Origin of the sequence: Nocardioides campestrisoli, from assembly GCF_013624435.2 — a bacterium.
Classification (GTDB): Bacteria; Actinomycetota; Actinomycetes; order Propionibacteriales; family Nocardioidaceae; genus Nocardioides; species Nocardioides campestrisoli.
In genome coordinates this window covers 776,002-798,061 of sequence record NZ_CP061768.1, presented here as the reverse complement: position 1 = coordinate 798,061, position 22,060 = coordinate 776,002, and the positions used below count along the sequence as shown (strand labels likewise).

The window sequence follows — 22,060 nt, the reverse complement described above, 5'->3', positions numbered from 1 at the left end:
CCGGGACTGGGCGGACCGGTGCAGGCACAGGTCCGTGCCGCAGATGCCCGCCGCCGCGACCCTGACCTTGAACTGGTCGCGCGCGGACACCCCGGGGCTCGGGGATGTCCTCCAGGCAGGTGTCCCCCGGTCCGTGCACGCGCAACGCCTTCATGTCGCCCTCCCCGTCCCGAACAGCCCCTTGCCGAACCGGTCGGAGAAGACCACCTCCTCCACCGGCAGGCGCTTGAGCTTCGTCGGGAAATTCCTCGCGGGGTAGCCGACGGCCAGCATCCCCGCGGTCAGGTACTCGTCCGGGATGCCCAGCAGCTCACGCACGGCCGGCTCCTCGCGGCACACCAGCGTGGTCATCGCCGTCGCCACCTCCCGGTCGCGAAGCGCCAGGCAGAGGTTCTGCACCAGCGGGTAGATGGAGGCTCCGCCCACGACGCTGACCCGGTCCGTGTCCGAGTCCGTCACCTGCAGGTCCTCGGTGCGGGCACAGATCACCACGAGCACCGGGACCTGCGCGAGGGAGTGCGCGAACTCGTCGGCGGCGACCAGCATCCGGTCCCCTCCCCCGACTCGTACCTGCCCCTCCTGGATACGCGCGTAGTAGGGCTCCCAGTGGCGCAGGTAGAGCTCCTGGAGGCGTTCCTTGAGCTGGGCCTCCCGCACGACCAGCCACCGGACCGCCTGGCGGTTGCCGCCCTGGGGGCCGAAGCGAGCGACGTCGAACGCCCCGTGCAGCACCTCCGGCGGGACCTCGCGTGGGTCGAAGCGCCGGCAGGTGCCGGTCGTCGTCATCGCCTCGGTCAGTTCCATGTCTGCTCCTCGTCGGTCATTCCGGACCTGAGCAGGTCCAGGGCCAGCACCACGTACTGCTCGGCGATCTCGGCTGCCGAGAGAGGTCCGCCCGGCACGTACCAGCCGGAGACGTCGCGCCCCATCTGCAGCACCGCGCGGGTCGCCTCCCGCGGGAACTCCGTCCTGAAGACTCCGAGGGCTGCACCGCGCTCCACCAAGCCCCGGAAGAGGAGCTCCTGCTCGTCACGGAGCCCGAGCACCTCGGCACGTGCCTCGCCCTCGACGCTCCGCAGCTCGATGGCGCTGATCCTCGCCAGGGAACGGCGCCGGGTGTGGAAGTCGATCCATGCCCGCACCAGGGCGGCGAGCTGGGCGGATGGATCCTCGGGAGCGCGCTCGAGCGCAGTCCTGGTCAGCCCGACCACCTCGGTCAGCGAGGCGACCATGATCTCCCGCAGGAGGTTCTCCTTGGACCCGAAGTAGTGGTAGATCGAGGTCGTGGTGACGCCGGCACGGTCGGCGATGTCACGGACCGACGCCCCGTGGTAGCCGACCTCGGTCATGACGTCGATCGCGGCCCACAGGACCACGTCCCGACGGCTGCCGCGGCGCGTGCGAGGGATCTCCACCACAGCGGTGGCCGGGGAGGGTGTCGTCGTCGTCATCGTCCGGGAGCGCGCGGTCTTCGCGCGGCTTACCCCCACCCCCCGTCGACCCGCAACACCGCGCCCGTGACGTAGGAGGATGCCTCGCTCGCCAGGAAGAGGGCAGCACCGACGATCTCCGAGGGCTCGGCACACCGCCCCAGGGCGACCTGCTTCTCCATCTTCTCCTTGAGGCCCTCGGGCCAGCCCTGGGAGATGTCGGTGAGGAAGGCACCCGCCTGGATGGTGTTGACCCGCACCTTCGGTCCGAACGCCTGCGCGAAGCCCTCGCTGAAGACGTGCAGCCCCGCCTTCGCGGCCGCGTACGGAAGCGCCATCGGCTGGGGGCGGATCGCCTCGATGGAGCCGATGCTGATGATCGACCCGCCGTCGCCCTCGGCCATCCGGGTGCCGATGAGGGCGCTGAGCCGGAACGGTCCCTTGAGGTTGATGCCGATGACCTTGTCGAAGTACTCCTCGGAGACCTGGTCGAGGCTCGGGTAGAGCGGCGAACCGCCGGCGTTGTTGAAGAGCACGTCGACCCGGCCGAGCTCGGAGTAGACGGTCTCGACGAGCCGGTCGCAGTCCGGCCACGAGCTGACGTTGAAGCCCACGGGGAGCGCGCGGACGCCGTGCTTCTCCCGCACCTCGGCCGCGACCTTCTCGCAGTTCTCCATCTTCCGGCTGGCGACCACCACGTCGGCGCCCCGCTCGGCGAAGGCGTGAACGATCTCTCGGCCCATCCCTCGACTGCCTCCGGTGACGAGCGCCACCTTGCCCGCGAACTCCTGCTCCATCTGTCTCTCCTTCGTCTCGTGTCAGGTCGGTCGGTCGGTCAGCGAGGTGCGAGGTCCCGGCAGGCCTGGAGCGCATTTGCCTCGACCGGCAGCAGGTGCGCCACTGGCACGGTGACCCCGTGCTCGGTGAACCGGGCGATGTGGTCGCGGCACTCCTCGGGCGACCCGTGCACCACGAGCTCGTCGATGACGGCCTCCGGGACCGCCTCGAGCGCCCCGCGACGGTCGCCCTCGTCCCAGAGCTTCCACATGGGCTCGAGCTCGTCCCGGCCGAGCGAGGCGTGGAACTGCCGGTAGACCGGCACGTTGAGGTAGGTCGTGATCATCCGGCGGGCGACCGCGCGGGCGAGCTCGGCGTCCCGGGTGGGCGCCACCAGGATCCGGGCCACGATCTCCTTGCCCTCACCGCCGGCGTGCACCTGGGGCGCCACCCGGCCGACATCCTCGGCCGAGAGCCAGTTGAGGACCGCCCCGTCCGCCTCGGCCCCGGCCAGCTCGAGCATCTTGCCGCGCAACCCGGCGAGCAGCAGCCGGGGCGCCGGGTCGGGTACGACGCCCAGCCGGAACCCGTGCACCGCGAACGTGTCGTACGTCTGGTCGACCCGTTCCCCGGCCAGCGCCGGCCGCAGGAAGCGCAGAAGGTCGCGCGAGCGGGAGAGCGGCTTCTCGTACGGGATGCCGTTCCACTGCTCGACGATGACGTTCGAGGAGGCTCCGATGCCGAGGGTGAACCGCCCGGGCACCATCGCCGCCAGGGTGGCCGCCGTCTGGGCGAGCAAGGCAGGTCCGCGGGTGAACGCCGGCGCGATGGCGATGCCCAGGTGGACGCGGGTGGTCACCGCAGCGGCCGCAGCCAACGGCGTGAACCCGTCGGCCCCCATGCCCTCGGCCGTCCACAGGTCCGTGTAGCCGAGGTCCTCCAGCTCCCGCGCGACCTCGGGCAAGCGGGCCACGGGGAGCTCCTCGAGGGGGATCGTCATCCCCCACCTGCCAGCGGTCACGGCGTCACCCGGTGACCCCGAGCGTGTCCGCCGCCCACGGCCGCAGCTCGCGCTTGAGCAGCTTGGAGTTGGCGTTGCGCGGCAGCGGCTCCGGTCGCACGATCACCTCGCGCGGACGCTTGTACGACGCCAGCTGGGCCTCACAGGCACGCGTCACCTCGGCCGGGTCGAAGTCGGGATCCTCGCTCACCACCACGGCCACCGCGGTCTCGCCGAAGCGCTCGTGCGGCACACCCACCACCGCGCACTCCCGCACGCCGGGGATCCTGCTGATGACGTCCTCGATCTCCTTGGGGTAGATGTTCAGCCCACCGGAGATGATCATGTCCTTGGTCCGACCGACGATGGTGACGAAGCCGTCCTCGTCGAGCTCGACCAGGTCGCCGGTGTGCAGCCAGCCGTCCCGAAAGACGTCGGCGGTCTGCTCGGGCCGGCCGTGGTAGCCCTTCATGGAGGCCAGCGAGCGAATGAGCAGCTCGCCCCTGCCATGACGCTGGATCCGCCCGTCGGCATCGCGCACAGCGAGGTCGCTGTGCGGCAGCGCGCGGCCCGCGGAACCCTCGTGATCGAAGACCTCGTCGGCCATCAGGACGGTGGTGATCGTGGGAAACTCCGAGAGCCCGTAGCCCTGGCAGACGTCGACCCCCGAGACACCTCGGCAGACCGTCTCGATCACCTTGCGCGGGACCGGCTCCGCACCGGTGACGATCCACTCCAGCGAGCTGGCCGAGAGGCGGTCCATCAGGTCAGGCCGGGAGACCAGGTCCCGCAGCAGGCTGGGGACCAGCATCACGTGGGTGATCTGGTGCTCCTCGATCGAGGTCACGATGTTCTCCATCGTCGCGCCGCCGGTCCGACGCAGCTCGGAGTAGCCACCGTTCCAGGTCAGGGACATCACCAGGTTGTGGAAGCCGGCCGCCCACGAGAGGGACGGAATCACGAAGTACCTGTGGTGCGGCTCGAGCCCCAGCCCCTGGAGCTGCCCCATCGCGTTCCAGAGCACACCGTCGTGCGACTGCTCCGCGGCCTTCGGCAGACCCGTCGTACCCGAGCTGTAGTAGAGGAGGAAGGTGTCGCCCAGGTCGGGTCCCACGTGCTCCTCGGGCAGCGCCGTGCCGTGACGCACGTCCTGCCAGCTGACGCTCTTGGCTCCTCGCGGCGGCGACACCTCCCCGACCGTGACGACAAGCTCGAAGTCGTGCTCCAGCCCGGCGAGGCCGCGCGAGGCGATCTCGTCCATCACCAGGTACCGGGAGCCGCTGTCCCGGCACACGTGGGCGATCTCCGGCCCGGTGAGCAGGACGTTGACCGGGACGCAGACCGCGCCCAGCGCGGCCAGCCCGAAGTAGACCTCGAACCACTCGAGTCGGTTGCCCATCATCACGGCGACCTTGTCCCCGGGCCGGACACCTTGGGCGTGCAGCCCGCCTGCGACGTCCAGGGCGGCGTCGCGCATCTGCCTGAAGGTGCGCACCTCGCCCTCGAAGCCGTATCCCGGGCGGTCACCCGCGTGCGACTCGGCCGTGCGGTCGAGCATTCCGAAGACGTTGCGTGACAGGCTCATGAGGTCCTTCCTCCTGGTGGAGTTCTTGGGGTTGCGGTCAGCAGCCTGGCGCCGGTGCCGACACCGTGCCTAGGCGAGTTCGGACAGGTGGGACAGGTGCGCGGCGGCACCGCTCGGCGCGGGGGTGGTCGCCGCCTTGAAGCGGCGGAGCTCGGTCCGCGCCAGCCCACGACGGTGCACCTCGTCCGGCCCGTCGGCGATCCGGACGATCCGGGTCTCGGCGTAGATCCGGGCGAGCGGCGTCTCCTGGCACAGTCCGGCACCACCGAAGACCTGCATCGCGCGGTCGACCACGCGACGCGCCATGTTGGGCACGACGACCTTGATGCCGGAGATCTCGCTGGCCGCCTCACGATTGCCGACGGTGTCCATCAGGTGCGCGGTCTGCAACGTGTAGAGCCGTGCCTGGTCGATCTCCATCCGGGAGTCGGCGATCCACTCCCTGACCACGCCCCGCTCGACCAGCGGCTTGCCGAACGTCGACCGGCGACCCGCCCGGTGGATCATCAGCTCCAGCGCCCGTTCCGCCGCCCCCACCATGCGCATGCAGTGGTGGATGCGACCCGGGCCGAGGCGCGCCTGGGACATCGCGAAGCCTGCTCCCTGCTCACCGAGCAGGCTCGTCACCGGCACCCGCACGTCGGTGAAGCGCATCTCGACGTGGGTCTCGAAGGGCTGGTAGCCGAGCACGTCGAGCTCGCGGACCACCTCCACGCCGGGGGTGTCCCGCGGGATCAGCACCATGCTGTGCCGGCGGTGACGGGGGGCACCGGGGTCCTGGTCGCTGATGCCCATCAGGATCAGCAGCCGGCAGTCCTCGCGCAGTGGTCCGGAGATCCACCACTTGCGCCCGTTGATGACCCATTCGTCACCGTCCCGCACGATGGAGGTCTCGATGTTGCTGGCGTCGGAGGAGGCGACCTGCGGCTCGGTCATCACGTACGCCGAGCGGATCTCGCCCGCCATCAGCGGATAGAGCCACTCCTCCTTCTGCTCCGGCGTGCCGAACATCGAGAGCAGCTCCATGTTGCCGGTGTCGGGCGCGTTGCAGTTCATCGCCTCCGGCGCCAGCTCGAGGCTGCGCCCGGTGAGCTCGGCGATGGGTGCGTACTCGAGGTTGGTGAGCGGGTCGTGGTCCTTCTCCGGATGCGGCAGGAAGAGGTTCCAGAGACCGAGCCCACGCGCGGTCTCCTTCAGCTCCTGCAGCACCGGCGGGGTCGGACGCGGCACGCCTCCCTCGGCGACCTGACGCTCGAAGAGCGCCTCCGCCGGGTAGACGTGGTCCGCCAGGAACGCGTTCGTCTGCTCCACCAATGCCTGGGAGCGGGGTCCGAAGTCGAACATGTCCACCTTCCTCATCCGGCGACGCCGAGGTAGGCCCGGCGCACCTCGTCGGAGGCCCGCACCTGGGCGGCGGGTCCTTCCATGGAGACTCGTCCGTGCTCGAGGACGTAAGCGCGGTCGGCGGCTCTCAGGGCCTGGTCGGCCATCTGCTCCACGAGCAGGATGCCCGCGCCGGTCGACTCGCGGATCATCTCGATGAGCCCGAACACCTCCAGCGTCTTCAGCGGGCTCAGGCCCAGCGAGGGCTCGTCGAGCAGCAGGTAGCGGGGTCGGGCGGCGACGGCGCGGGTGAGGGCGACCATCTGCTGCTCCCCACCGGAGAGCAGACTCGCCTGCTGGTTCCACCGGTCGGTGACGATGGGGAACGCGTCGAGCAGCGCCGCCACCGGGTCCTCGCCGTCGGTGCGCCCACGGGCGGCGTGGCGGCCGATCTCGATGTTCTCCCCGACGGTGAGCTGGGGGAACAGCTTGCGTCCCTCGGGCACCATGACGATCCCCTGGCGGGCGCGCCTGGCCGGCGAGCTCTTGGCGAACGACGCACCCTCGATGCGCAGGTCACCCGAGCGGACGGTCAGGAGCCCGGCGATGGTGCGGACCAGGGTGGTCTTCCCTGCGCCGTTGGAGCCCACGACCGCGACCAGCTCACCCGGGTCGAGGTGGACGCTGACGCCGTGCAGGATGGGTGCGCGGTCGTAGCCGCACTCCAGGGTGTCGACCTCGAGTGTCATCAGTGCTCCTCCATCGGCTTGCCGAGGTACGCCGCGACGACGGCCTCGTCGGAGAGGACCTGCTCCGGGGTGCCCCGCGAGAGCAGCCGGCCCTGGTCCATGCAGGTGACCTCGTCGGCGATCCGGGCGACCAGGTCCATGTGGTGCTCGACCACGATCAGGGCGTAACCGTGGGCGCGCAGCGAGATCAAGAGGTCGCCCAGTCCGGCGGTCTCGGTGGCGAGCAGGCCTGCAGCGGGCTCGTCCAGCACGATCAGCTCCGGCTCACCAGCCAGCGCCCGGGCGATCTCCAGCGCCCGTTGCTTGCCATAGGGCAGCTCACCGGCCCGCAGGCCCGCGAACTCCTTCAGCCCGACCAGGTCGAGCAGCCTGGCGGCCTCCGTGCGCATCTCGGCGTCCCGGCGGTACCGCGAGGGCGGCTTGAGAGCTGCGGCCCACAGCGGGGTCTCTCCGGTGTCGACGAACCCGGCCAGCACGTTGTCCAGCACCGTCGCGTCACCGAACAGCTGAGGGGTCTGGAACGTGCGCCCGACCCCGGCCCGCGACACCGTGTGCGGCGCCAGGCCGGTGATGTCGCGGCCGTCGAGGACCACCGTCCCCGCGCTGGGCTTGTAGACACCGGTGAGCAGGTTGGCCAGGGTGGACTTCCCCGCGCCGTTGGGACCGATGACCGCGTGGATCTGACCTCGGTCCACCGTGAGGTCCATCTCGGCCACCGCCTGCAGACCTCCGAACTTCTTGCCCAGTCCCGTCATGGTCAGCAACGGCCGCCCTTGGGCACCTGCCGTCGCATCCTTTCGGCCTTGGACCGGGGCGGGGGCGTCGGCAGCGGGGACCACGTCGGAGCCCGCGTCCAGCCCGGCAGCCTCGCCAAGCCCGGCGCCGTCGTCCTCGGCCACGTCGGCGTGCCGGCGCCGGCCGGTGACCACCGCGCTGAGCGAGCCCACGATGCCCTTGGGCATCAGGAACAGGGTCAGGATGAACAGCACCCCCACCAGGCCCGGGGTGGACAGGTACCAGGAGTCGGAGAGGTGGTCCTGCTGGAGCTGGCTGACCCGCGCCAGCGCGTCGGACTGCTCCAGCCACACGATCCCGACCGCGCCCACCACCGGGCCCAGCACGGTGCCCGAGCCGCCGAAGACGACGGCCAGCACGATGGTGATGGTGAGGAAGATGTCGAAGGTCTCCGGCTGCAGGTGCGCGAAGCACAGGGTGGTGAAGACGCCCCCCAGGCCGCCCAGCACCGAGGCCAGCACGAAGACCGACACCTTCCTCCGGAACACGTGCACCCCCAGGTGCGCCGCGAGCATCTCGGACTCACCGATCGCGCTCAACGAGCTGCCCCACGGGGAGCGGGCGATGTTGCGCGACAGGATGACCACCACAGCGGTCACCACCACGACAGGCACCATCACCGTGGCCACCGTGTTCGCGATCATCGGTGGCTCGAGCACGAAGCCGAAGACCTCGATCGACGGCAGGCCCGTGGTGCCGTGCTGGGCGTGGTTCGGGTAGCCCGCCAGCCGTCCGAACGGTGCGGCCTCGCTCAGGATCCGCTCCACCAGGATCGCGAGCACCAGCGTGATCACCGAGAACTGCGGACCCCGCAGCTGCATCGAGGCCACCGCGACGACCGCGCCCACTCCCCCGCAGATCGCCAGCGCACCGGCGATCGCGAGCAACGGGTGCCAGCCGGCATCCAGGATCAGCCAAGCGCTCGCGTAGGCGCCGATGGCGTAGAACCCGCCCTGACCGAGCGAGACCAGCTTCGCGTAGCCCATCAGCAGGTTGAGCCCCACCGCGGCCACCGTCATCGCAGCCATCGAGCCGACCAGCTGCATCAACGAGATCGAGGTGCCGGCCCCCTCGCGGCCGGGCAGGATCACCACGACCGCGACGACCAGCGCCGTCACGGCGAACAGCACGTCGCGCAGCAGCGGCGAGAGACCGGGACGCTTGCTGCGTCCCCCGCCCCCACCAGGCTCGGTGGTGGTGCGCGGCTCGGAGTCCAGGATGCTCACAGCTTGACCTCCACACGTCGTCCCAGGAGACCCTGGGGCCGCCAGACCAGGACCGCGATGACCAGCAGCAGGCCGGCCGTCTCACCCCAGATGGCGCCGAACTCATAGCTCGCGAACTCGCTCAGCACGCCGTACAGGGCACCGCCGAGCAACGGCCCCCACAAGGAGGAGAGACCGCCCACGACCGCGACGGCGATCGCGGCCACCAGCAACGGCGCGCCCATGACCGGCGACGCACCCACGGTCGCGGCGTACAGGGTCCCGGTCAGCGCCGCGATGCCCATCGCCACCGCGTAGGTGATCATGCCCACCAGCCGCGGCGAGATCCCCATCAACGAGGTGGTCTCGGGGTCCTGGGAGACCGCTCGCATCACCAGGCCCGCCGAGGTCTTCTTCGACGCGACCACCAGCAGCACCGTCACGACCACCGCCAGGACGGCGATCAGCAGCTGCTGCTTGCTCACCCCCGCACCGAGCACCTCCACCGAACCACTCAGCCGGGCAGTCTCAGAGCGCTGCGGCGAGGGACCCTGCACGTTGGTGATCAGGTTGAGCATCACGAACGACAGCGCGACGGTGGACAACAGCCACCGCACGTCGTGCTCTCCCTCGGTCATGAAGGGGAGCACCAGGAACCGGTAGGCCAACGCGCCCACCAGCCCCGCGACCAGGACTCCGACGACCACCTTGCCCACGTCAGGCAGCCAGCCCCAGCCCGCAACTGCGAGCACGACGAAGGCACCCAGCGCGACGAACTCGCCCACGGCGAAGTTCAGCGTCTTGGTCGTGATGAATGTCAGGACGAAGGACTGGGCCAGGAGGGCGTAGAGCCCTCCCAGAACCAGCCCGAGCACCAAGGCGTCCATGGTCTCCTCTTCCAGCCGACGCGGAGCGTCAGCAGCCCTTCTCGACGCATTCGGCCGCGGTCCCCTTGATGACCAGGTCGAACTTCTCGTCGAAGCCGTAGGTGAGCCAGTTGGCCGGGTCGTCGTCGTAGAGGACGTGGTCCTCGGCGGTGAACGGGTTGTCGATCGTCAGGTCACCGATGTGGACCGTCTCGATCCCCTCCATCGCGTCGCGCACGGCCTCGAAGTCCGTGGCGTCCCCGACCTCCTGCACCGCCTGGGCGTAGATGTCCAGGATGGCGTAGGTCGAGATGTTGTTGGTCGGGATCGCCGGCTCCTCGCCGGTGGTCTCGCGGACCTGGTCCAGCACCCACTTGTCGCCGCCCTCGAGGAAGTTCCGCGGGTCGACGATCTGGATGTTCTTCCACTGCGAGGGCTCGGCGACGTCCTTGTAGTCGGTGAGGATCGTGCCGGTGGTCATGATGGTCGAGGGCTGGTAGCCGGCCTGCTCGATCGCCCGGGTCACCGTGGCGGTGTCGGCACCCTGGGTGATGCCCATGAATACGGCCTCGACGCCCGAGTCCTTGAACCTCTTGATGATGGCATTCGCGTCGCTGGCGCCCGGCTGGATGGTCTCCTCCGCGGTCACCTCGTGCCCGTTCTCCTCGGCCCAGGACTTCAGGTGCTCCAGGTTGGACTGACCGAACCCGTCGGCGGAGTAGACGACTCCCACCTTCTGTCCGTCCGCCCACAGCCGCTCACCGAGAACCGCCATGATCTGCTGGTTGGTGAAGTTGGTCATGAAGCCCCAGTTGGGCTGGACGTCGTAGTTGATGATCTCGTCAGCGTTGGGTCCGGGCAGGAGCCACGGGAGCTGGCTCTTCTGCACCACGTCGGCGACCTGCAGCGAGTTGCCCGAGAGCGGCGGACCCATCAGGGCGTGGACGCCCTTCTCGTTGATGAGCCGGCTCACCGCTCGGGCCGTCTCCTCCGGCGAGGCCTGGTCGTCCTCGCTGATCACGTCGAACCGGACGCTGTACTTCTCCTCGAAGTCGTCCGAGAAGGTCTCGAAGGTCTGGTCCATGTACTTGTAGTAAAGAGACGCAGGACCGGTCTTCGGGCCGACGACACCGAGCTTGACGGTGATGACCCCGTCAGCGTCGGCAGTGCCGGAGGCGTCGTCGCTGCTGCCACCTCCGCAGGCGGACAGGACAAGGGCGGCGGCAGCCGCCACGGCGAGCCCCCTCTGAATCCGGCTGACCTTCTTCATGCGTCTCCTCCTCGGGTATGACCACGACCTGTGACTTGTGACCCTAGACACATTAAGGCAGATGCCACAAGAGCTCGTCCTACTGAATGAACTCGTGGACGAGATGCCTTATCTTGATACGGTGAGAACATGAGCGATGCCCACCCACACACCCGGGACCGCGGCTCCGCGGCGCGCACCCGCGCCGCGGAGCGGACACCCGGCGGAGACGCGCGGACCCAGATCTTGCGGGCCGCTGGCAGGCTCTTGGCCGAGAAGGGCCTCGAAGGGGTCTCGTTCCGGGAGATCACCAGGTCCGCCGGTCAGAAGAACACGACTGCCCTGCAGTACCACTTCGGCGATCGGGAGGGCCTGCTGCGCGCACACATGGACCTGCACGTGCCACGGGTCTCGGTTCGTCGTCACGCCCTCCTCGACCACCTGACCGCGCGTGGTGACGTGACCCTGCGGGAGGCTGCTGGGATCTTGGTTACCCCCCTGGTCACCGAGCTCCAGGACGAGTACGGCGCCGACTTTCTTCAGGTGGCCGCCCACCTGGTCAACCGCTCTGAGGCCCTGGTCGACCCGGACGGCGCCCTCGGGGCGCTCGTCTACGATCCGGCGGGCAGCCTGGAGCGCTGGTCCGTCATGGTCGAGCCCCTGATGCCACCGGGGACTGCCGGGCCCCCGCTGCACCGCAGGTTCGCCGCGATGCGGTTCACGCACATCGAGCTCGGGCGCCGGGCGCGGATGGCGGCGGGCCAACCGTCGGAGCTCTTCGCCAGCCAGCTCGTCGACCTGGTCACGTCGATCCTCGGAGCGGGTATCTCCCCCGAGACCTCGCGTCTGCTGGAGGAACGGAACGCCGAGCGGCACTGAGCCGCGCGACAGGTCCCTGCACGGGTGAGTACGTCCTAGGGAGCGTCCGCTCCGTAGAAAGTGGCTCGAGGGCGACTCCTACTCTCATGCCTCAGTGATCTCGCGAGCCCGCCGAAGGAGCTCCAGGCTTCCGCGGTGCAGACGCTCGCCCACCTCGCGCGGGGCCAGCCCCGCACAGGCTCGGGCGTAGGTGCCCTCGAGGACGATCGCGAGCTTGTAGCAGGCCAACGCCTCGTACCAGTCCACCCCGGAGAGATCGCGGGTGGAGTGCCGGGCGTACTCCGCGACCAGCTCGTCCCTGGTCACGGTGCCCGCCAGCGCTCGCACCCCGTCGGGGAGCACCTCGACGTGCTCCACGGACGACGGCTCGCGCGGCCACGTGGCCAGGAGCCACCCCAGGTCGAGCAGTGGGTCACCGATGGTCGTCATCTCCCAGTCGACCACCGCGATCACGGACCCGGTGTCACGGCTGCACAGCACGTTCGCCAGGTGGAAGTCCCCGTGCAGGATGCCGGGGCGCCACCTCTTCGGTCGATGCGCGTCCAGCCAGCGCCCCAGCCCGTCGACCCCCGGCAGGCCCTGGCCGGCGTAACCGTCGAGCCCGCGATAGGAGTCGAGCTCGGCGCGCCAGCGACCCACTTGCCGCTCAAGGAAGCCATCCGGCCTTCCGAGGCTCGCCAGTCCCACCGCCTCATGGTCCACGGCGGCGAGCGCCGCAGCCGCAGCCGCAGTCGAGAAGGCCAGTGACCGTCGCACGTGGGCGGAGCTGGCCGCCCGACCCTCCAGCGCGACGGCCGGATTGAACCCGTCCACTGCGTCCATCACGTAGAAGGCCGCACCACCCAGCACCGCCTCGTCCGGGCAGGCAGCCACCAGCCGTGGATGCGGCACATCAGTGCCGCGCAGCGCGTCGAGCACCTGCATCTCCCGGCGCAGCAGGTCGTTCGTGCGCGAGCGGAGGTGGCGCGGCCCCCGTCGGAGCACGAGGTCCCGCCCCTCGACCCGGAGCAGCGCAAGGATGTTCTGGGTGCCGCCGCCCAGGGTGCCGACCACCTGCACCGGCCCGTCGGTCACGCCCTGCTCGGCCAGCCACCGGCCTACCGCCCCGGCGTCGACCAGTCCCTGGAGCTCAGCCGGACCGCCGTCGCCGGACGGCCGGCCAGGGTCCGAGGCCGCACCCACGCTCACACCTCGTCGAGGTAGAGGGCGCGCGCCAGGCGCTCCTGCTCCGGACGCGAGTAGGACGGGATGTCACCGTCGGCGGGCGTGTAGTCGCGCAGCACCTGGCGGGCAACCACCATCTTGTGCACCTCGGTCGGGCCGTCAGCAAGTCCCACGTGGAACGAGTTGATGACCCACTCCGCGAAGGGCATCTCATGGGAGAGCCCGAGCGAGCCGTGCAGGTGCAGCGCCGTCGAGGCGACGTCGTGGAGCACCTTGGGCATCACGGACTTCACCGCGGAGACGTTCTTGCGCAGCGACTTCCAGTCGCGGCCTTGGTCGGCGAGCCACGCGGTCTCCAGCACCAGCAGCCGGAACTGCCGGATCTGGACCCACATGTCGGCGATCCGCTCCTGGACCATCTGCTTGTCGGCGAGCAGCTCGCCCTTCGTCGTCCGCGACAGCACCCGCTGGCAGGTCAGGTCGAACGCACGTGTGGCCTGAGCGAGGGTCCGCATGGCGTGGTGCATCCGGCCGCCGCCGAGCCGGGTCTGGGCGACCGCGAACGCCTCGCCCCGCGGGCCCAGCATCTGCGAGTCGGCGACGCGCACGTCGGTCAGCCGCAGGTGCGCGTGGGTCGGCTCGGGCTCGCCGTAGAACCCGTAGTTGCGGACGGTCTCGATGCCGGGGGTGTCGCGGTCGATGACGAACATCGAGGCCCGCTTGTAGGGGTTCTCCTGGTCGGGGTCAGTGACCACCATCATGATGAGGAACGCCGCGGTGTCGGCCTCCGAGGCGAACCACTTCTCGCCGTTGATCACCCATTCGTCGCCGTCCTGCACGGCGCCGGTCCGGAAGGCCGTCGGGTCGGCGCCGCCCTGTGGCTCTGTCATCGAGAAGCAGGACACGACCTCGTTGGCCAGCAGCGGCTCGAGGTACTTCTTCTTCTGCTCGGGGGTGCCGTAGTGCGCGAGGATCTCCGAGTTGCCCGTGTCGGGCGCCTGCGCACCGAACACGATCGGCCCGAAGCGCGACATCCCGAACTTCTCGTTCATCAGGGCCAGCTTGAGCTGGCCGTAGCCGGGCCCGCCGAGCTCGGGGCCGAGGTGACAGGCCCACAGCCCTCGTTCCTTGACCTGCCGCTGGAGCGGGCGCACGAGCTCCTCGAACCGCGGGTCGTGGATGTTCCACTGGCTGCCGAGGATGTAGTCCAGCGGCTGAACCTTCTCCCGCACGAACGTCTCGATCCAGTCCAGCTCTGCTTGGAACTCAGGATCCGTCGCGAAGCCCCACATGTGCCCTCCTTGGGTTAAGTCAGATGAATTACTTATCCCATCGAGTGCGCCATTGGCAAACGCGAGTGCCACCTTGTGGACAAGCGCAGCAGCCGAGTTAACGTACGTTCATTCCCTGTCGCCGAACCCCGGGAGCTCGACCATGCCGCACGACGCCTTGGACGCCCTGCACGTGGAACGCCGCCCGGCGGGGGTCCTCCTGATGACCATGAACCGCCCAAACCGGCGCAACGCGGTGGACCAGTCGCTGGCCGACGCGCTCGCCCGGGCCATGTCGCGGCTGGAGCACGAGGAGGGGCTGCGGGTCGGGATCCTGACCGGCGCCGAGGGCACCTTCTCGGCCGGCACGGACCTCGCCCTCGAGGCGAGCCCCAGCACAACCGACGGCGGGGAGTACGGGTTCGTCCGCCGGACCCGCACGCGCCCCCTGGTCGCGGCCGTCGAGGGGTTCGCCCTCGGCGGCGGCATGGAGATGGTGCTGGCCTGCGACCTCGTGGTGGCCGCCGAGGACGCGCAGCTCGGCCTGCCCGAGACCCTGCGCGGGGTCGTGGCCAACTGTGGCGCGCTGTTCCGCGCCCCGGAGCGGCTCGGTCCCCAGGTCGCCACCGAGCTGCTCCTCACGGGCGCCCGCCTCGACGCCCCGAGGGCCCACCAGCTCGGGCTGGTGAACCGCCTCACCCCGTCGGGGGCCGCCCTGGACGGAGCGCTGGCCCTGGCCGAGGAGGTGCTCCGGGCCGGCCCGGTGGCGGTCGGAGTGACCATGCAGGCGCTCTTCCGTTCACGTGCTCGCCGCGAGCAGGACCAGTGGGCGATCACCGAGGACGCCGCCGCGACAGTCTCCGGCTCGGAGGAGCGAGCCGAGGGGATCGCCGCATTCTTCGAGAAGCGCCCCCCGGCGTGGACGGCGGAAGCCGTTCAGGCCTGAGCATCCGACCCCCGCCGACGCGACCACAGTCGGCCTGGGCCCCCCTCAGCGGTGGGTCTGGCCGTCGTCGACGCTGATCACGGCACCGGTCACTGCGTCGGACAGCGGCGACACGAGGTAGAGCAGGGTGCTGTCCAGCTGCTCCGGGCGACCCAGACGCTTGCGCGGGAACGCGCTGGCAATGTCGCCCATCCGCTCGAGCATCCCGTCCATCATCTCGGAGGAGAAGGCCCCCGGAGCGATGGCGTTGACGTTGATCCCGTGGCCCGCCCACTCGACGGCCAGCACCTCGGTCATCCGGTGCACGGCGGCCTTGGTGACGGAGTAGAGCGCGGCCCCCTCGCCACCGTAGTGGATCCCGGTCATCGAGCCGATGTTGACCACCCGTCCGGGGACCCCGGCCTCGATCCACCGCGCCGCGAGGCCGGTGGCCAGGAGCCAGGGGCCGCGCAGGTTGGTCTCGAGCACCTGGTCCACCAGCTCCAGGGGCATCCTGTGCGCGCGCCGGGCGTCCGGGACGCCGGCATTGTTGACCAGGACGTCGGGCAGGCCGACCAGCCCCGTCGCCTCGTCCAGGGCACGCCCGATCGCCTCGACGTCCCGCACGTCGAGCGTCACCGCATGCGCCGTTCCGCCGAGCTCGGCGACGGCGGCGACGACCTCCTCGAGGCGCTCGCGTCTCCTGGCCGCGACGACCACGGTCGCCCCCGAGCGGGCCAGCGCCAGCGCGAACTGGCGACCCAGCCCGGAGCCGGCACCGGTGACGAGCGCGACCCGCCCCTGCAGGGAATTGTCGGTCGGACCGTGCACTGAAGGCTTGCTCATGCGATGATCCTAGCGTTCGTTCGTTTGGACACACTAGGAGTCATTCCGTGGGACAGACCATCGACCTCGCCGACGTCCGCCGGCTCCCCCTCCGCCTCGACGCGGTGGTCACCGAGGACTTCATCGACATCAACGGGCACATGAACATCACGCAGTACCTGCGCCTGGGCGCGGAGGCCGTGGAGCTCGTGCTGCAGGAGGCGGGGATGGACCAGCAGTACCGCGAGGGACGGCAGATGTCCTGCTTCGCGGTGGAGCACCACCTCACCTACCGGGCCGAGATGCACCTGGGCGAGAAGATCGCGGTGCACCCACAGCTGCTGGGCAGCAGCGAGCGCGCGGCGCACGTCATGGTGTACCTCGTCGACGAGACCAACGACCGGCTGGCCAACACCCTCGAGGCCGTCCTGGTCCACGTGGGGATGGACGACCGGCGGTCCCGGCCGTTCCCCGACGACGTCGCCCCCCGGCTCACCCGGCTGGCCGCCGAGATGTCGCCCGTCCTGGAGCCCCCGCTCAGCGGGGCGATGGGCCTGCGCCGCTGAGCGGAGCGGGTGGGCTCAGGCGGCCAGCCGCCGCCGGGTGAGCAGCCCCAGCCCCGCGGGGACGAGGGCCAGCAGCACCAGGCCAGCGGCCCAGCCGAGCTCGGCGCCGAGGCCGGCCACGGCCGCGCCCAGGCTGCCGCCACCGAAGAAGACGAGGGTGGCCAGCCCCAGCGCGACCCCCGAGGTGCCCCGGGAGGCACCGTCGTGCACGACGGCACCCATCGCCGGCTGGCCGAACGAGTAGCCGACGTACGCCAGGCCCAGCGCCAGCAGGTGGCCCCACGGCGAGACCCACAGCGAGGCCAGGGAGACGAGCACCGCCGCGGTGGCGAAGAACGCCGCCACGGTCACCGTGCGCCCGGCGCCGAGGGTGCGCACCACGGGCGCCACCCCGAAGGAGGCCAGCACCCCCAGGACAGCGCCCGGCAGCATCAGGAGGCCTACGCCCACCGGGCCCCAGCCCTCTCCCACCAGCACGGCGGGGACCACGACGAGCAGCCCGAAGTAGGCCACGGTCGCCGAGCTCGCCCCCACGGCGCCGGCCAGGACCTCCGGGCGTTCCAGCACCGCGCGCGGCAGGAATCCCGACGGCCGGCGACGGACCTGCCGCACCACCAACGGCAGCCCCGCGAGGACCAGTGCCAGGCCGCCGACCACCGCGGCGGGGCCCAGCACGGGCGACTGCACGAGCAGGATCGCACCGCCGGCCACCGCGGCGACCAGCACCGCACCGAGGTAGTCGAGGGCCTCGCCCGATCCGCCGCGCGGGATCACCGGCCACAACAGCGCGAGCCCGAGTAGCCCGGCGGCCGGGAAGAGCACGGTGCACTGCCAGCCGACGTGCTCGGTGAGAACGCCGCCAAGCGCCGGCCCGAGGGCGCTGACCCCCACCGACGTCCCGACCAGCACGGCGCTCGCGCGCACCCGCACCGTTGCCGGGTAGAGCACCTGCAGCGCCGCGATGGTGAGGGTGGGCGCCGCGGCCGCGCCGGCACCCTGGAGCAGCCGGGCGACGACCAGGACCCCGTACGTCGGGGCCAGCGCTGCCAGCACCCCACCCGCGGCGAGCAGCACGACGCCGAAGCCGAGCGGGCCCCGGATGCCCCGACTGTCCCCGAGACGCCCGTAGAGGGCTGTGCCGACCGCCACTGTGAGGGTGTAGGCCGCCAGCACCCACACGCCATGCCCCTCGGGGACGTCGTAGTGCGCCACGATCTGCGGCACGGCCACGGCGGCGGCGGCGCTTCCCATGCCGCTGGTTCCCATCAGGGTGCCCAGGAGCGCGGCAACCCCGATCGGGCCGAGCCGCTCGGTCAGCGCCCAGGGGCCACGCGCTCCCATCCCTACGGGCGCAGCAGGGCGTCGCCGACCGGTTCCGTCCGAGCGATCGAGCGCAGGTGGACCTCGTCCGGCCCGTCGAAGATCCGCATGGCCCGGTGCCAGCCGTACATGGCCGCCAACGGCACGTCGTCACTCACGCCCATGCCGCCGTGCACCTGGATCGCCCGGTCGATCACGTCGAGCGCGACCCGCGGGACGGACACCTTGGCCTGCGAGACCAGCGTCGCCGCGGCCTTGTTGCCGTGCGCGTCGATCACCGCGGCGGCGTGCTGGCACAGCAGCCGGGCCTGGGTGATCGCGATCCTGGACTCCGCGATGTCGCGCTGCACCATGCCCTGCTCGGCAAGAGGCTTGCCGAACGCGACGCGCGAGTGGGCACGCCCCACCATCAGCTGCATCGCGCGCTCGGCAGCACCGAGGGCCCGCATGCAGTGATGGATCCGGCCGGGCCCGAGGCGCGCCTGGGCCATGGCGAAGCCGCCCCCCTCCTCGCCCAGGAGGTTGGCCACCGGGACCCGGACGTCCTCGAACAGCACCTCGCAGTGGCCGTGCTGGTCGTGGCGGCCGAAGACCGGCACGTCGCGCACGACCGTCAGTCCCGGGGTGTCCCGCGGGACCAGCAGCATCGACTGCTGACGGTGCCGCGGGGCCTCGAGGTCGGTCTTGCCCATGACGATGAAGACGCGTGCACGCTCGTCTGCGGCGCCGCTGCTCCACCACTTGCGCCCGTTGACGACGTACTCGTCGCCGTCGCGGACGATGCTGGTCTCGATGTTGGTGGCGTCGGAGCTGGCGACGTCCTTCTCGGTCATCGCGAAGACCGAGCGGATGGTCCCCTCCATCAAGGGGTCCAGCCACTCCCGCTTCTGCTCGTCGGTCCCGAAGAGGTGCAGCAGCTCCATGTTGCCGGTGTCCGGGGCCTGCCCGTTGATCGCCTCGGGGGCGAGCTCGAGGCTCCACCCGGTGATCTCGGCCAGCCCGGCGTAGTCGAGGTTGGAGATCCCGGAGACGGCGGGAAGGAAGAGGTTCCACAGACCACGCTCGCGGGCAGACTTCTTGAGCTGCTCCACGACCGGGGGCAGCGAGTGGTCGTCAGGCCCGCCGGCGTGGCGGTGGGCGTGGTACGCCGCCTCCGCGGGGAACACCTCGTCGTTCATGAACTCGATGAGGCGCTCGCGCAGCTCCTGCGCGCGGGGCGAAGGAGTGAGGTCCAGGCCGGCACTCATGCCGGCACCCCCGTCTCGATGAAGGTGATGGGGGTCAAGGACGCCTCCTGGGTGCACGGCGTACCAACGCCTACTGAACGTTTGTTTGGTCAACGATCGCGCGCAGCACCCCGCGTGTCAAGCGCGACCTCAGGCGCGCTCAGTGGGCACGGGCCCCCGGACGGTGGCCAGCGCCAGCTCGGCATACCGGGAGGCCATCTCCTCCGGCGTCAGGGGACCCCCACGCTGGTACCAGGAGGCCACGGAGCGGCCCATGTTGATCACCGCGCGTGCCGCCTCGCGGGGGTACGGCGTGCCGAACTCCCCCAGCTCCACGCCGCGCTCGATGATGTCGCGGAAGAGCCCTTCCTGCTCGTCACGCAGGGCCACGACCAGCTTGCGGCCCGGGGACTCGAGGCTGCGGATCTCGGACGCGCCGATGAGCGCCTCTGCCTGTCGGGTCGTGTGGAAGTTGATCCACGCCCGGACCACCGCGTCGAGCTGGTCCGACGGCGCTGCCCCGGCCCCCATGAGCGCACTCCTGGTGAGGGCGATCACGTCACTGAGCGTTGCCGCCATGATCTCGGAGAGGATCTCCTGCTTGGACGGGTAGTGGTGGTAGATCGACGCGACGGTGACGTCCGCATCGCGTGCGATGTCACGCATCGAGGTGCCGTGGTAGCCCCTCTCGGTGAAGTTGGCGATCGCGGCGCGCAGCACGACCTGCTTGCCCCCGCGGACCCGCGGCTTCGTGGTGCTTCTGCTCGGCATCAGACCTCCTGGGTCGGCGGGCCTCTACGCGGACCTCCGCGCGACGCCTCCCGCCGCACTCCTGCCAGTATAGAGTGGTGAACGCTCGTTCAGTTAGGAGTGACATGACCCAGCGCGTTCCCGCGTCCGTCGCGGACCGGCTCAGGATCCCCGCGATCGCCGCCCCCATGCTCGCGGTCAGCGGACCGGAACTCGTCGCCGCCGCCTGCCGCGCCGGCGTCGTGGGCGCCTTCCCCACCGCCAACGCCCGGTCCGTCACCGAGCTCGACGACTGGTTCGGCCAGCTCGCTGGGGAGCGCGACTCCGACCGCGCCGACGGCGCAGGCGACTGGGCTCCCTGGTGCCCCAACCTGATCATCCGCCAACCCCGTCTGGCCGAGGACGTGGAGGTCCTCGTGCGCCACCGGGTCGAGATGGTCATCACCAGCGTGGGCTCGCCCGCGGCGGTGGTGCCCACCCTGCACGATGCCGGCGCCCTCGTGCTCGCAGACGTCGCGACCCTCCGGCACGCCGAGCGCGCCGTCGAGGCGGGCGTCGACGGTCTCGTCCTGCTCACCGCCGGCGCGGGCGGACAGACCGGCTGGCTCAACCCCTTCGCGTTCGCGCGTGAGGTCCGCCGGTTCTTCGACGGCGTCCTCGTGCTCGCCGGAGGCATCGGTGACGGGATCGCCCTGCGCGCGGCGACGACCCTGGGCTGCGACCTCGGCTACCTGGGCACGCGCTTCATCGCCACCCGGGAGAGCCGTGCGGCGGACGAGTACAAGCAGATGCTGGTCGGCGCCGGGATGGACGACGTGGTGCTGACCAAGGCCTTCACCGGCCTGGCCACCAGCATGCTCCGTCCGTCGATCGAGGCAGCCGGCCTGGAGGTCGACCGCCTCGACGAGCAGGTGACCCAGGAGACGGCGGCCGCCATGTTCGGGTCGGGCGCCGACGGCCCGCGTCGCTGGAGCCAGATCTGGAGCGCCGGGCACTCGGTGTCGTCGGTCGAGGACGTCCCGACGGTCGCCGAGCTGGTGGACCGGCTGGCCAAGGAGTACGCCTCGGCGGGCTGAGCCCGGGTCGCCCCCAGGTCGTCCCCAGGTCGTCACAAGTCATCGCGTGGCCCGGCCGGTCCGGGCCACGCGGGCTCAGGGCACCAGGACGTGCTTGCCCACGGCCTGCCGGGTGCCGAGCAGGCCCAGGACGCGCCCGGCATCCGCCAGCGCCGCTGGCGTCGGCGCGGGCGGGCGGAGCTCGCCGGTCGCGAATCGCTCCAGCACCGTCGTCAGCAGCGCGGCGTTGCCCTGGGGGCCGCCGACCTCGCGGGACCAGTCGCCCCAGTCGACGCCGACGACCGCCCGGTTGCGCAGCAGCACGATGTTGGCCGGCAGCCGCGGGATCTCGCCCGAGGCGAACCCCAGGACGCAGAACCGGCCGTCGGTGGCGAGCGCGCGCAGCGCGCTCTCGGCCGCCTCTCCCCCGACGGGGTCGACGACCACGTCGGCTCCGGCGCCGCCGGTGACCTCCCGGATCCGGTCCTTGAGGTCGTCGTAGCCGATCGCCGTCCACGCACCGGCGCGCAGCGCGGCCTCCTGCTTCTCCGCCGACGACGCCACTGCGACCACCTGGGCCTCCAGAGCCCGGGCGATGTCCACGGCGGCGAGGCCGATCCCGCCGCCCGCCCCGAGGACGACCACGGTCTCCCCGGGGACGATCGTCACCCGGTGCTCGGTGGCGAAGGCCATCGTCAGGTAGCTCTCGATGTTGGCGGCCACCAGCTCGGGTGCCAGGCCCTCGGGGACGGGCGCGACGCCGTCGGCGCGAGCCACGACGTGCGAGGAGTAAGCCCCGCCCAGCCCCTCGGTGACGCCCGCGACGCGACTCCCCAGCAACCCGGGGTCGGCCCCCTCCCCCACCTCCATCACGACGCCGGCGAAGCAGTTGCCCGGCGTGAAGGGCAGGGGCGGCCGCACCTGGTAGCCGCCCCGGACGACGAGCCCGTCGACGAAGCTGACCCCGCAGGCCTCGGTTCCGACCAGCACCTGGCCGGTGCCGGGCCGCGGGGTGGGGTCCTCCACCAGCCTCAGGAGCCCGGGGTCGCCGAGCTCGGTGCACACGATCCGCCGCACGTCGCCTCCTCCCGGCAGTCGCC

21 protein-coding genes are annotated in these 22,060 nt (G+C 70.9%); 4 read left to right on the top strand and 17 right to left on the bottom strand.

Features of this window, described 5'->3' with window-relative positions:
* Positions 1 to 150 precede the first annotated feature (150 nt).
* From H8838_RS03865 to H8838_RS03820, 10 genes are all read right to left on the bottom strand, one after another.
* The gene (locus H8838_RS03865; RefSeq protein WP_185995937.1) at positions 151 to 804 is read right to left on the bottom strand and encodes a nitroreductase family protein; all 654 of its coding nucleotides are present in this window, start codon (positions 802 to 804) and stop codon (positions 151 to 153) included.
* A complete protein-coding gene (locus tag H8838_RS03860; RefSeq protein WP_185995936.1) occupies positions 795 to 1,451 on the bottom strand; it encodes a TetR/AcrR family transcriptional regulator in 657 nt (218 codons plus the stop codon). Before H8838_RS03860 ends, H8838_RS03865 begins: the two co-directional genes overlap by 10 nt.
* A gap of 29 nt (positions 1,452 to 1,480) precedes the next feature.
* A complete protein-coding gene (locus H8838_RS03855) occupies positions 1,481 to 2,227 on the bottom strand; it encodes an SDR family NAD(P)-dependent oxidoreductase (RefSeq protein WP_185995935.1) in 747 nt (248 codons plus the stop codon).
* A 38-nt stretch (positions 2,228 to 2,265) separates the two neighbouring features.
* A complete protein-coding gene (locus H8838_RS03850; protein ID WP_185995934.1) occupies positions 2,266 to 3,207 on the bottom strand; it encodes an LLM class F420-dependent oxidoreductase in 942 nt (313 codons plus the stop codon).
* Between the two features lie 25 nt (positions 3,208 to 3,232).
* Entirely contained in the window at positions 3,233 to 4,792 is a 1,560-nt protein-coding gene (locus tag H8838_RS03845; protein ID WP_185995933.1) for a class I adenylate-forming enzyme family protein, read from the bottom strand.
* 69 nt (positions 4,793 to 4,861) lie between these two features.
* Complete coding sequence (locus tag H8838_RS03840; protein ID WP_185995932.1) at positions 4,862 to 6,136, bottom strand: acyl-CoA dehydrogenase family protein; 1,275 nt, start codon at positions 6,134 to 6,136, stop codon at positions 4,862 to 4,864.
* 11 nt (positions 6,137 to 6,147) lie between these two features.
* On the bottom strand, positions 6,148 to 6,864 hold the full coding sequence (locus H8838_RS03835; RefSeq protein WP_224766360.1) for an ABC transporter ATP-binding protein: 717 nt from the start codon (positions 6,862 to 6,864) through the stop codon (positions 6,148 to 6,150).
* Positions 6,864 to 8,885 (bottom strand): branched-chain amino acid ABC transporter ATP-binding protein/permease, encoded by a 2,022-nt coding sequence (locus H8838_RS03830; RefSeq protein WP_185995931.1) that lies wholly within the window; start codon positions 8,883 to 8,885, stop codon positions 6,864 to 6,866. Before H8838_RS03830 ends, H8838_RS03835 begins: the two co-directional genes overlap by 1 nt.
* The gene (locus tag H8838_RS03825) at positions 8,882 to 9,751 is read right to left on the bottom strand and encodes a branched-chain amino acid ABC transporter permease (protein WP_185995930.1); all 870 of its coding nucleotides are present in this window, start codon (positions 9,749 to 9,751) and stop codon (positions 8,882 to 8,884) included. Before H8838_RS03825 ends, H8838_RS03830 begins: the two co-directional genes overlap by 4 nt.
* A gap of 28 nt (positions 9,752 to 9,779) precedes the next feature.
* The gene (locus tag H8838_RS03820; protein WP_185995929.1) at positions 9,780 to 11,000 is read right to left on the bottom strand and encodes an ABC transporter substrate-binding protein; all 1,221 of its coding nucleotides are present in this window, start codon (positions 10,998 to 11,000) and stop codon (positions 9,780 to 9,782) included.
* Positions 11,001 to 11,129: 129 nt separating this feature from the next.
* Between H8838_RS03820 and H8838_RS03815 the strand changes: the two genes are divergently transcribed.
* Positions 11,130 to 11,858, top strand: a complete 729-nt coding sequence (locus H8838_RS03815) for a TetR/AcrR family transcriptional regulator (protein WP_185995928.1) — start codon at positions 11,130 to 11,132, stop codon at positions 11,856 to 11,858.
* A gap of 84 nt (positions 11,859 to 11,942) precedes the next feature.
* Here H8838_RS03815 and H8838_RS03810 read toward each other — a convergent pair whose 3' ends face one another.
* Together H8838_RS03810 and H8838_RS03805 are read right to left on the bottom strand one after the other, a co-directional pair.
* The gene (locus H8838_RS03810; protein WP_224766359.1) at positions 11,943 to 13,040 is read right to left on the bottom strand and encodes a phosphotransferase family protein; all 1,098 of its coding nucleotides are present in this window, start codon (positions 13,038 to 13,040) and stop codon (positions 11,943 to 11,945) included.
* A gap of 2 nt (positions 13,041 to 13,042) precedes the next feature.
* Positions 13,043 to 14,314: an acyl-CoA dehydrogenase family protein gene (locus tag H8838_RS03805; RefSeq protein ID WP_185995927.1), complete on the bottom strand. Its 1,272-nt coding sequence runs from the start codon at positions 14,312 to 14,314 to the stop codon at positions 13,043 to 13,045.
* 142 nt (positions 14,315 to 14,456) lie between these two features.
* On the opposite strand from H8838_RS03805, the gene H8838_RS03800 reads away from it, so the two are divergent.
* Positions 14,457 to 15,239, top strand: a complete 783-nt coding sequence (locus tag H8838_RS03800) for an enoyl-CoA hydratase-related protein (protein ID WP_185995926.1) — start codon at positions 14,457 to 14,459, stop codon at positions 15,237 to 15,239.
* Between the two features lie 45 nt (positions 15,240 to 15,284).
* On the opposite strand, the gene H8838_RS03795 is transcribed toward H8838_RS03800, so the two are convergent.
* On the bottom strand, positions 15,285 to 16,064 hold the full coding sequence (locus H8838_RS03795) for an SDR family NAD(P)-dependent oxidoreductase (RefSeq protein WP_185995925.1): 780 nt from the start codon (positions 16,062 to 16,064) through the stop codon (positions 15,285 to 15,287).
* Positions 16,065 to 16,111: 47 nt separating this feature from the next.
* Here H8838_RS03795 and H8838_RS03790 point away from each other — a divergent pair, with 47 nt between their 5' ends.
* Positions 16,112 to 16,609, top strand: a complete 498-nt coding sequence (locus tag H8838_RS03790; RefSeq protein ID WP_185995924.1) for a thioesterase family protein — start codon at positions 16,112 to 16,114, stop codon at positions 16,607 to 16,609.
* Positions 16,610 to 16,624: 15 nt separating this feature from the next.
* Here H8838_RS03790 and H8838_RS03785 read toward each other — a convergent pair whose 3' ends face one another.
* From H8838_RS03785 to H8838_RS03775, 3 genes are all read right to left on the bottom strand, one after another.
* Entirely contained in the window at positions 16,625 to 17,950 is a 1,326-nt protein-coding gene (locus tag H8838_RS03785; RefSeq protein ID WP_185995923.1) for an MFS transporter, read from the bottom strand.
* 2 nt (positions 17,951 to 17,952) lie between these two features.
* Positions 17,953 to 19,176, bottom strand: coding sequence for an acyl-CoA dehydrogenase family protein (locus tag H8838_RS03780; RefSeq protein ID WP_185995922.1), 1,224 nt, complete (start codon positions 19,174 to 19,176; stop codon positions 17,953 to 17,955).
* 129 nt (positions 19,177 to 19,305) lie between these two features.
* Positions 19,306 to 19,926, bottom strand: a complete 621-nt coding sequence (locus H8838_RS03775) for a TetR/AcrR family transcriptional regulator (protein WP_185995921.1) — start codon at positions 19,924 to 19,926, stop codon at positions 19,306 to 19,308.
* Between the two features lie 104 nt (positions 19,927 to 20,030).
* Here H8838_RS03775 and H8838_RS03770 point away from each other — a divergent pair, with 104 nt between their 5' ends.
* A complete protein-coding gene (locus tag H8838_RS03770; RefSeq protein WP_185995920.1) occupies positions 20,031 to 20,981 on the top strand; it encodes an NAD(P)H-dependent flavin oxidoreductase in 951 nt (316 codons plus the stop codon).
* 75 nt (positions 20,982 to 21,056) lie between these two features.
* Here H8838_RS03770 and H8838_RS03765 read toward each other — a convergent pair whose 3' ends face one another.
* Entirely contained in the window at positions 21,057 to 22,037 is a 981-nt protein-coding gene (locus H8838_RS03765) for an NADPH:quinone oxidoreductase family protein (RefSeq protein ID WP_185995919.1), read from the bottom strand.
* Positions 22,038 to 22,060: the final 23 nt, after the last annotated feature.

Excerpts from the sequence above, each read along its gene's own strand:
- H8838_RS03780 (WP_185995922.1), bottom strand. The coding sequence starts at position 19,176 with ATGAGTGCCGGCCTGGACCTCACTCCTTCGCCCCGCGCGCAGGAGCTG.
- H8838_RS03835 (WP_224766360.1), bottom strand. The coding sequence starts at position 6,864 with ATGACACTCGAGGTCGACACCCTGGAGTGCGGCTACGACCGCGCACCC.
- H8838_RS03850 (WP_185995934.1), bottom strand. The coding sequence starts at position 3,207 with ATGACGATCCCCCTCGAGGAGCTCCCCGTGGCCCGCTTGCCCGAGGTC.
- H8838_RS03775 (WP_185995921.1), bottom strand. The coding sequence starts at position 19,926 with ATGCCGAGCAGAAGCACCACGAAGCCGCGGGTCCGCGGGGGCAAGCAG.
- H8838_RS03805 (WP_185995927.1), bottom strand. The coding sequence starts at position 14,314 with ATGTGGGGCTTCGCGACGGATCCTGAGTTCCAAGCAGAGCTGGACTGG.
- H8838_RS03860 (WP_185995936.1), bottom strand. The coding sequence starts at position 1,451 with ATGACGACGACGACACCCTCCCCGGCCACCGCTGTGGTGGAGATCCCT.
- H8838_RS03865 (WP_185995937.1), bottom strand. The coding sequence starts at position 804 with ATGGAACTGACCGAGGCGATGACGACGACCGGCACCTGCCGGCGCTTC.
- H8838_RS03815 (WP_185995928.1), top strand. The coding sequence starts at position 11,130 with ATGAGCGATGCCCACCCACACACCCGGGACCGCGGCTCCGCGGCGCGC.
- H8838_RS03855 (WP_185995935.1), bottom strand. The coding sequence starts at position 2,227 with ATGGAGCAGGAGTTCGCGGGCAAGGTGGCGCTCGTCACCGGAGGCAGT.
- H8838_RS03825 (WP_185995930.1), bottom strand. The coding sequence starts at position 9,751 with ATGGACGCCTTGGTGCTCGGGCTGGTTCTGGGAGGGCTCTACGCCCTC.
- H8838_RS03770 (WP_185995920.1), top strand. The coding sequence starts at position 20,031 with ATGACCCAGCGCGTTCCCGCGTCCGTCGCGGACCGGCTCAGGATCCCC.
- H8838_RS03820 (WP_185995929.1), bottom strand. The coding sequence starts at position 11,000 with ATGAAGAAGGTCAGCCGGATTCAGAGGGGGCTCGCCGTGGCGGCTGCC.
- H8838_RS03845 (WP_185995933.1), bottom strand. The coding sequence starts at position 4,792 with ATGAGCCTGTCACGCAACGTCTTCGGAATGCTCGACCGCACGGCCGAG.
- H8838_RS03795 (WP_185995925.1), bottom strand. The coding sequence starts at position 16,064 with ATGAGCAAGCCTTCAGTGCACGGTCCGACCGACAATTCCCTGCAGGGG.
- H8838_RS03840 (WP_185995932.1), bottom strand. The coding sequence starts at position 6,136 with ATGTTCGACTTCGGACCCCGCTCCCAGGCATTGGTGGAGCAGACGAAC.
- H8838_RS03800 (WP_185995926.1), top strand. The coding sequence starts at position 14,457 with ATGCCGCACGACGCCTTGGACGCCCTGCACGTGGAACGCCGCCCGGCG.
- H8838_RS03785 (WP_185995923.1), bottom strand. The coding sequence starts at position 17,950 with ATGGGAGCGCGTGGCCCCTGGGCGCTGACCGAGCGGCTCGGCCCGATC.